Here is a 6,973-nt window from a genome sequence, read left to right on the forward strand (position 1 = left end):
GAGCCTCAGGCAGCTTCCGGGCCGGCCTCGACCGGCTCGGGCGCCCGCCGCAGGACGAAGGCGAGCACCACCGCCAGCCCCAGCGTCGGCGCCACCGCCAGTGCGACCACCGCGCGGAACACCGTGTCGCCCGGCAGGAACAGCAGCACCAGGGACGCCGTGCCGGTGACCACCGCCCAGGTGGCCAGCACGAGCTTCGCCTGGGTGCGGGCCACCAGCACCGCCGTGAGCAGCTGCATCGGCACCAGCAGCACCGACGACCACACGAGCCCGGCCACCGACCAGCCGTCGATGTCGTACTTCGGGCCGCTGACGAACCGGACCGCCCACGGGCCGAGCCACAGGCCGACCAGCGCGCCGAGCGCGGCCAGGACCAGCGACGCCGCCGCGCCGAGGGCGAGCACGCGGCGCAGCCGGTGGCGCCCCTCCGGAGTCACCGACAGCCGGACGACGAACGGCACCGCCAGCGACTGCACCGGCCCGATCAGGGTCAGCGGCAGCCGCGCGATGACCAGCGCCGCGAACAGCGAGCCGACGCGGTCGCCGTCGCCGCCCGGGGCCAGCAGGCCGACCAGTGCCGGGTAGCCGGTGATGACCGCCGCCGTCAGGGCCGCGCCGGCCAGGAGCATGCCCATCCGGCGGGAGGTGACGCCCCAGCCGTCGCCTTCGACCCGGAAGTCGAGCAGCTGCCGGGCCGGGCGCGTGAACAGCAGCCAGGCGAACGAGCCGGCCGCGACCGCGATCGCCAGCGAGACGACGTTGTAGGCGACCGAAACGACCAGGACACCCAAGATCACCGCGCGCACGGCCGGTTCGGCGACCACGAGCAGCGAGAAGGCCTTCACCTTGTGCTGCCCGATGAGCAGCCCGCGCGTGCCGAACTGGCAGGCGAACGCGACCCCGCCGCACAGCACGATCAGCGCCAGCGACCAGTCGCCGTGGAAGAGCTTTTCGTTGACCGGCGGGATCAGCAGGGCGAGGGAGAACGCGGCCGCGACGACCACGCCGACCGCGACCGCCCGCAGCGCCGGGCGGCCCGCCTTGCCGCCGGCGAGCGCGGCGACCGCCGACTGGCGCGAAAGCTCCTGCTCGAGCGGCGAGAGCGTGCTGCCGAGGCCCATCACCAGGCCCCAGAACGTGACGAAGATGGCGTATTCCTGCGGCGGCAGCAGCCGCTGGCAGGCGACCGTGAGCAGGTAGCCGAGGCCGATGGACACGATCAACGAGCCGCCGAGGCTGCCCGCGGTCGTGCGTCCGCTGCGCGCGGTGGCCGGCGTGTCCACTTCGGTGCTCATCGACGGCGGAGCCGAGCGCGCCCGGCCATGGCGAGTCCACGCAGGACACCGGCGCCGAACCCGCCGGCGAACACCGGCAGCAGCGTGCTGACCGCGCGGGCCTCGGGGCCCGTCGCGCCGCACTTCCTGACGACCTGACCCGCCGCGACCGCGCCGAGGACACCGGCGGCCAGCGTCGTCTTCGGCTTCTTCGCGGCGAAGACCAGGCCGACGGCACCGGCGGCGAGCGCGCCGAACAGGGCGTTGCGGGCGGGGCCGGGCGAGGCGATGTAGGAGTCCACGTAGGTCGTGCCGCGGAAGTAGGCCTGCTGCGTGAACTTCTTGAACGAGTCGCGCCCGTGGTAGGTCGCCGACAGCTCCGGGGCCAGCCAGATCCACTCGTGCTCGGCGATCCAGCGCAGCATGCGGGTGTCGTCGCTGGCGAAGCGGAGGTCGTCGAACAGCGACGCGAACGCCGTCACCGAGCCTTCGAGGAGGCCGCGGCGGGCGCAGAAGAACGTCGTCCCCTTCGGGTAGACGTCGAACTCCTCGATGCCGTACGACATCAGGCGCGGGTTCGCGCAGTACTTGCGCCAGGGCACCTTGACCAGGCCGGCCATGAACCCGGCGTACGGGTTGTGCTCGGACGCGACGTTGATGTGGCCGTTCCAGACCGCGCGCTCGGGGTGGTCCACGAGCTGGTCGCGCAGGAACGTCAGAGCGTGCTCGTCGACGATGACGCGGCTGTCGAGCAGCGCGATCCACTCGCCGGAAGACTTGGCGATGCCCGCCCGCCGGGCCTCGAACCGGCCGGCGTTGGCCTGGCCCAGCACGGTGATGCCGTGGCGTTCGCGCAGGTCGTCGAGCCGGGAAGGCGTGGCGTCCGTGCTGCCGTCGTCGACCACCACGACCTCGATCGGCCAGCTCGCGGCGGACGCCGAAGCGAGCAGCGCGCCGACACTGCGTTCGATCCAGTCCTGCTCGTTGTAGACCGGGATCACGACGCTGAGCGAGGGGAGGAGCGGGTTCGCACTCACCGTGCCGAGGCTACCCGGCGGCCCCCGTGGCAGGTCGGCCAGTATCCTTACGCCACCGCACCCGACCAGAAATGGGCTTCACGGTGATTTCCTTCATTCTCGGCACCACCGCGGAACTGATCAAGATCGCCCCGGTCTACCACGGGATCCGCGAGCGCGGGATGCGGCCGAAGATCTGGTTCACCGCTCAGCACGTCGACGAGGTCGCGGACGTTCTCGCGGACCTGGACATGCCGCAGCCGGACGTCTGGCTGGTGCCGGAGGACAAGGCCCACAACCTCGAGTCGCCGGCGCAGGTCCCGGGCTGGGCCGCGCAGGTGCTGCGCACCGCGTGGAGCCGTCGCCACGAACTGCGCGCCGCGCTGACCGAGGACGGCCGCCCGCCGCTGGTGCTGGTGCACGGCGACACGTTCACCACGCCGTACGGCTCGCTGATCGGCAAGCGGATCCTGAAGTCCCGCGTCGGGCACGTCGAGGCGGGCGCGCGGTCCGGCAGCATCCTCTCGCCGCTGCCGGAGGAGCTGAACCGCAAGATCGCGGCGAAGATCGTCGACATCCACTTCGCGCCGAGCATCCGCGAGGTCAACAACCTCCGCAATGCCCGCGGCGTGGTCGTCGACACCGAAGCCAACACGGCGATCGACGCGATGCGCCTGGCGATCAACCAGCCGCTGGACGTGCCGGACCTGCCGGAGAAGTTCGGTCTCGCCACGCTGCACCGCTTCGAGCTGGTCTCGCGCCCGGACAAGTACCGCGAGGCGCTGGAAATCCTGCGCGAGCAGAGCCGCAAGATGCCGATCCTGTACATGGCCGGCGCGCCGGAGCGCGAGAAGATCCGCTCGCTGGGCATCGAGAACATCTTCGACGACCGGTTCATCGTCCAGCCGAAGATGCGCTACCTGAAGTTCCTGCCGCTGGTGGCGCGCGCCGAGTACGTCGTCACCGATTCGGGTGGTCTTTCGGCGGAGTGCTACTACCTCGGCCTGCCGTGCGCGGTGCACCGCGAGCGCACCGAGACGCCGCAGCACCTCGGCGAGACGGTGGTGCTGACGGAAATGCGCGGCGACAAGCTGCAGAACTTCCTCGACACGTACCAGAACCGGCGTGGCGAGTCCTGGATGGACAAGTACCACCCGGCCGAGATCGTCGTGGACACCCTGGCGCAGCTCGGCTACTGCTGAGGTCTCGTTGGGGTGACGCTGGGTTTTTCCGGGGGTGAGCCGGGCAAAGTGTCGCCATGATCCACATCGGACTGGCGGCCGCGCTGGTGGTGGTCCCGCCCATCGACCAGGGTGCGGTCCGTGACGCCGCGCTGACGTCGGGCTTCCAGGAGGCGTACGTCGGCGCGGCGGCCCCGATCGCGCGGGCGATCCACGCGGCGTACGACATCCCGGCGTCGGTCACGGTGGCGCAGTCGATCCTGGAGTCGAACTGGGGCCGCAGCAAGCTGTCCACGGCCGAGCGGAACCACTTCGGCTTCAAGTGCGTGACGCCGTCGAGCCCGGGGCCGATCGCCCTGCGCTGCGCGCGCTACCCGACGACGGAGTGCATTCCGGCGCCGTGCCACCCGGTGGACGCGTATTTCCGCTCGTACGCCTCGATCGACGACTCATTCCGCGACTACGGCCGGCTTTTGACGACTTCGCCGAACTACGCGGCGGCGCTGCCGGTGCGTGCGGACCCGGATGCGTTCATCCGGGCGGTGGCGAAGAAGTACGCCACCGACCCGGAGTACGCGAACAAGGTGATCAGGTTGATGAACCTGTACGGCCTGCGCCGCTTCGACGCTGCTTAGAGCACCCGGCGACCCGACAGCGCGCGACCCAGCGTCAGCTCGTCGGCGAACTCCAGGTCACCGCCCATCGGGAGCCCCGACGCCAGCCGCGTCACGCTCAGGCCCGGGAAGTTCCGCAGCATGCGGACCAAGTACGTCGCCGTCGCCTCGCCCTCGGTGTTGGGGTCGGTGGCGATGATGATCTCCTTGATGTCCGCCTCGCCGATGCGCTTGAGGAGCTCGCGCATCCGCAGCTGCTCCGGGCCGATGCCCGACAGCGGGTCGAGCGCGCCGCCCAGGACGTGGTAGCGGCCCTTGAACTCGCGGGTGCGCTCGACGGCCAGGACATCCTTCGGCTCCTCGACCACGCAGATGACCGTGAGGTCGCGGCGCTCGTCGCGGCAGATGCGGCACTTCTGCTGCTCGGAGACGTTGCCGCACACCTCGCAGAACTGCACGCCCTCCTTGACCTTGCCGAGCACGTCCTGCAGCCGCGCGATGTCGGCCGGGTCGGTGGCCAGCAGGTGGAACGCGATCCGCTGGGCGCTCTTCGGCCCGACCCCGGGCAGCCGCCCGAGCTCGTCGATCAGGTCCTGGACGACACCTTCGTACAAGTTCGTCAGCCGCCGAAGCCGAGGCTGCCGAGGTCCGGCATGCCGCCACCGCCGCCGAGCCCGCCGGCCAGCGGGCCGAGCTTCTGCTCGGTGAGCTTCTGCGCGCTCGCCGACGCGTCGCGGACCGCCGCGACGATCAGGTCGGACAGCGTCTCGACGTCGTCCGGGTCGACCACCTTCGGGTCGATCTGCAGGCTCTTCAGCTGGCTGTCACCGGACACGGTCGCGGTGACCAGTCCGCCCCCGGCCGTGCCGGTGACCTCGGTGTTCGCCAGCTCTTCCTGGGCTTCGACGAGCTTCTGCTGCATCTGCTGCGCCTGCTGCATCAGCTGGGAAAGGTCGAAGCCGCCGCCGGGTTGGGCCATGATCGCACTCGGTCCTCTCTGCACGCCTGTGTCGCCACCAGGGTAGTCGCGCCACGCGAAGTGCCGGGCTGTGGCACCGTGGTCGCCGTGCGACGCGCGACTGCTCCCCTCCTGCTGGCCGGTGCCCTCCTGCTCACCGGCTGCTCCGACGACGCTCCGGCGGCGCCGCCGCCACCCTCTCCGGCGGCCACTACCGCCTCTCCCGCACCGACGCCTTCACCGTCACCTTCGCCGTCGCCCACGTCTTCGCCCTCGCCTTCGTCCTCGCCGGTCGCGCCGCCGCCGGTGGCGGCCGGGAAGGTCGTCGTGCTGGACCCCGGGCACAACGGCGGCAACGGCGCCCACCCGGCGGAGATCAACCGCCCGGTGCCTGCCGGGCGCGGGCAGACCAAGCCGTGCAACACCACCGGCACCGCGACCAACGCGGGTTACCCCGAGCACGCGTTCACCTTCGACGTCGCCCAGCGGGTCGGGAAAGCGTTGGCGGACAAGGGAATCCGCGTCGTCTACACGCGACAGGACGACACCGGCGTCGGCCCCTGCGTCGATCGCCGCGCGACGATCGGCAACGAGGCGAACGCGGACGCGGTCGTCTCCATCCACGCCGACGGCTCGGAAGCGGCGGGGGCGAACGGCTTCCACGTCGCCTATTCGTCACCACCGCTGAACGCCGCGCAGGGAGCACCTTCGACGCGGCTGGCGCAGACCCTGCGCGACACGATGCGCACGAGCGGCTTCAGCGCGGCGAACTACATCGGCACGAACGGGCTCTCGGCCCGCGCGGACCTGGCCGGCCTCAACCTCTCGACCCGGCCGGCGGCCCTGGTGGAGTGCGGCAACATGCGCAACGCCACGGAGGCGGCCCGGATGACGAGCGCGGACGGACGGCAGCAGTTCGCTTCGGCCATCGCGGCGGCGATCGAGGCCTACCTGGCCTCCTGAGCCTCGAGGACGGCCTCGCCGTGCAGCGTCGCCCACTTCGTGAGGACGCCGATCGGCTCGACGAGCGTCCGGCCCAGCTCGGTCAGGCAGTACTCGACGCGCGGCGGCGCTTCGGCGTACGCGCGGCGGTCCACCAGGCCGTGGCCTTGGAGCTTGCGCAGCGTCTGGGTGAGGACCTTGCGGGAGATGCCGCCGATGAGGCCGGCCAGCTCGCCGTGCCGCCGCGGGCCGCGGCTGAGCGCGAACACGACGACGACCGCCCACTTGTCGGCGATCAGCTCGATCGCCAGCCGGGCCGGGCAGTCGGCGAGGAAGACGTCTCCCGGGAAGTCACCCATGGGAACAAAGGTACCGAGTGGTACCCATCGGCTCCCTACGCTCGGCATCATGGAACTTCCCGAAAGCTGCCACCGCCTGTTCGAACGGCCGTTCAACGCCGTGCTGACGACCGTCGACCCGGACGGCTCGCCGCAGACCTCGATGGTCTGGGCCAGCCGGGAGGGCGACGAGATCGTGATGGGCATGGAGGGCCGCCGGCCCAAGGTGCGCAACATCCGCAACGACCCGCGCGTCACCGTGCTGATCGAGGACCACGACGAGCGCGACGCGCGGGGCCTGCCGCAGTACCTGCTGGTCCGCGGCACCGCCCGGGTGACCGGGCCGGACATCGCCGCCGAGTTCACGGCGCTGATGGACCGGCAGGCCCGGCGGTACCTCGGCGCCGAGAAGTACGAACTGGGCAACCAGGGCTCACCGACGGGCGTGATCGTGCGCATCACGGCCGACCGCGTCACGGGCATCGGCCCCTGGGCGTCCTGACCCGCCGTGTCGTCCCTTCAATCACGCGTGTCGTCCCTTCAATCACGCGTGTCGTCCCTTCAATCACGCGAGTGGAGTTGCCCCGGTGGGGCGGACACGGGGTTTTAGGCAGCTGGGGCCTGAACGTAGCTGTTTCGGGCTTCGGCTG

The 6,973-nt window shown here is 71.1% G+C and carries 9 protein-coding genes; 4 read left to right on the plus strand and 5 right to left on the minus strand.

Annotated elements, in window-relative coordinates:
- Positions 1-5: 5 nt before the first annotated feature.
- Positions 6-1,295 (minus strand): polysaccharide biosynthesis protein, encoded by a 1,290-nt coding sequence (locus tag ISP_RS45985; RefSeq protein WP_013230622.1) that lies wholly within the window; start codon positions 1,293-1,295, stop codon positions 6-8.
- Positions 1,292-2,311 (minus strand): glycosyltransferase family 2 protein, encoded by a 1,020-nt coding sequence (locus tag ISP_RS45990; RefSeq protein ID WP_013230623.1) that lies wholly within the window; start codon positions 2,309-2,311, stop codon positions 1,292-1,294. The genes ISP_RS45985 and ISP_RS45990 overlap by 4 nt, the downstream gene beginning before the upstream one ends.
- Positions 2,312-2,382: 71 nt before the next feature.
- Between ISP_RS45990 and ISP_RS45995 the strand changes: the two genes are divergently transcribed.
- Both ISP_RS45995 and ISP_RS46000 read left to right on the plus strand, forming a co-directional pair.
- Positions 2,383-3,492 carry a UDP-N-acetyl glucosamine 2-epimerase gene (locus ISP_RS45995; RefSeq protein ID WP_013230624.1) on the plus strand — a complete coding sequence of 370 codons (1,110 nt, stop codon included), beginning with the start codon at positions 2,383-2,385 and terminating at the stop codon, positions 3,490-3,492.
- A 56-nt stretch (positions 3,493-3,548) separates the two neighbouring features.
- A complete protein-coding gene (locus tag ISP_RS46000; RefSeq protein WP_013230625.1) occupies positions 3,549-4,106 on the plus strand; it encodes a glucosaminidase domain-containing protein in 558 nt (185 codons plus the stop codon).
- On the opposite strand, the gene recR is transcribed toward ISP_RS46000, so the two are convergent.
- Positions 4,103-4,699 (minus strand): recombination mediator RecR, encoded by a 597-nt coding sequence (gene recR / locus ISP_RS46005; protein WP_013230626.1) that lies wholly within the window; start codon positions 4,697-4,699, stop codon positions 4,103-4,105. The genes ISP_RS46000 and recR overlap by 4 nt on opposite strands.
- Before the next feature lie 5 nt (positions 4,700-4,704).
- Positions 4,705-5,064, minus strand: a complete 360-nt coding sequence (locus tag ISP_RS46010) for a YbaB/EbfC family nucleoid-associated protein (protein ID WP_013230627.1) — start codon at positions 5,062-5,064, stop codon at positions 4,705-4,707.
- Positions 5,065-5,142: 78 nt separating this feature from the next.
- Between ISP_RS46010 and ISP_RS46015 the strand changes: the two genes are divergently transcribed.
- Positions 5,143-6,006, plus strand: a complete 864-nt coding sequence (locus tag ISP_RS46015; protein WP_230468645.1) for an N-acetylmuramoyl-L-alanine amidase — start codon at positions 5,143-5,145, stop codon at positions 6,004-6,006.
- On the opposite strand, the gene ISP_RS46020 is transcribed toward ISP_RS46015, so the two are convergent.
- Positions 5,991-6,344, minus strand: a complete 354-nt coding sequence (locus ISP_RS46020) for a winged helix-turn-helix transcriptional regulator (RefSeq protein WP_013230629.1) — start codon at positions 6,342-6,344, stop codon at positions 5,991-5,993. The genes ISP_RS46015 and ISP_RS46020 overlap by 16 nt on opposite strands.
- Before the next feature lie 49 nt (positions 6,345-6,393).
- On the opposite strand from ISP_RS46020, the gene ISP_RS46025 reads away from it, so the two are divergent.
- Positions 6,394-6,825 (plus strand): TIGR03618 family F420-dependent PPOX class oxidoreductase, encoded by a 432-nt coding sequence (locus tag ISP_RS46025; RefSeq protein WP_013230630.1) that lies wholly within the window; start codon positions 6,394-6,396, stop codon positions 6,823-6,825.
- Positions 6,826-6,973: the final 148 nt, after the last annotated feature.

The sequence above is a fragment of the Amycolatopsis mediterranei genome (genome assembly GCF_026017845.1).
GTDB lineage: Bacteria > Actinomycetota > Actinomycetes > Mycobacteriales > Pseudonocardiaceae > Amycolatopsis > Amycolatopsis mediterranei.

Coding starts and splice junctions, on each gene's coding strand:
- ISP_RS45985 (WP_013230622.1), bottom strand. CDS start 1,295: ATGAGCACCGAAGTGGACACGCCGGCCACCGCGCGCAGCGGACGCACG.
- ISP_RS45995 (WP_013230624.1), top strand. CDS start 2,383: ATGGGCTTCACGGTGATTTCCTTCATTCTCGGCACCACCGCGGAACTG.
- ISP_RS46000 (WP_013230625.1), top strand. CDS start 3,549: ATGATCCACATCGGACTGGCGGCCGCGCTGGTGGTGGTCCCGCCCATC.
- ISP_RS46010 (WP_013230627.1), bottom strand. CDS start 5,064: ATGGCCCAACCCGGCGGCGGCTTCGACCTTTCCCAGCTGATGCAGCAG.
- ISP_RS46020 (WP_013230629.1), bottom strand. CDS start 6,344: ATGGGTGACTTCCCGGGAGACGTCTTCCTCGCCGACTGCCCGGCCCGG.
- ISP_RS46025 (WP_013230630.1), top strand. CDS start 6,394: ATGGAACTTCCCGAAAGCTGCCACCGCCTGTTCGAACGGCCGTTCAAC.